Origin of the sequence: Streptomyces sp. SID1328, from assembly GCF_009865595.1 — a bacterium.
GTDB classification, from domain to species: domain Bacteria; phylum Actinomycetota; class Actinomycetes; order Streptomycetales; family Streptomycetaceae; genus Streptomyces; species Streptomyces griseoluteus.
Genome location: NZ_WWKH01000407.1, coordinates 1 through 654 on the forward strand (window position 1 = coordinate 1; position 654 = coordinate 654).

Genomic DNA, 654 nt, shown 5'->3' on the forward strand with positions numbered 1-654 from the left:
CCAACCGCCCCGCCACCCCCACCGAGGCCACCGTCCGCGCCGCCTTCATCGGCACCCTGGCCGCCACCGCCGCAGCCGCCGTCCCCTTCGCCGCCGGCCGCCGCCTGCTGGCCCGCCTGGAACGGCACCGCCTGTCCCTCTGGGACACCGAGTGGTCCCGCCTGGGCCCCCAGTGGGGCCGCATGACGGGCTGACGACGCACCCGCGCAGGCAGCCCCCGAACAGCGCCCTCCTACTGCCGGCGCCTCTCAGGCCGGCAGCCCCCGTTCGAGGATCGCCGCCAGATCCGTCCCCGCAGGCAGCGTCCCGAACGAGTGCCCCCAGTCACCCCCCAGCCGCGTCGCGCAGAACGCGTCCGCCACTGCCGCAGGCGCATGACGGACCAACAGCGACGCCTGCAGGGCCAGGGCCATCCGTTCCACCACCCGCCGCGCGCTCAACTGCTCCGCCTCCGCCAGTTCCCGCTTCAGCGAGGTCACCGTCGCGTCCAGGTGGGCATTGGCGCCGCGGGCCAGGGCCAGCTCGCCGAAGAACGACTCCGCGCTCTGCGGTGACCGGCCCAGCGCCCGGAGCACGTCGAGGGCGTTGACGTTGCCCGAGCCCTCCCAGATGGAGAGGAGGGGGGCCTCGCGGTAGTGGCGGGGCATGCCGGAG

The 654-nt window shown here is 75.4% G+C and carries 2 pseudogenes; one reads left to right on the forward strand and one right to left on the reverse strand.

The features are described 5' to 3' along the window. Positions 1 to 194, forward strand: a pseudogene (locus GT030_RS12090) (hypothetical protein); the annotation flags it as partial. Between the two features lie 54 nt (positions 195 to 248). Here the strand turns inward: GT030_RS12090 and GT030_RS12095 are convergent. Then, a pseudogene (locus GT030_RS12095) lies at positions 249 to 654 on the reverse strand (DNA alkylation response protein); the annotation flags it as partial.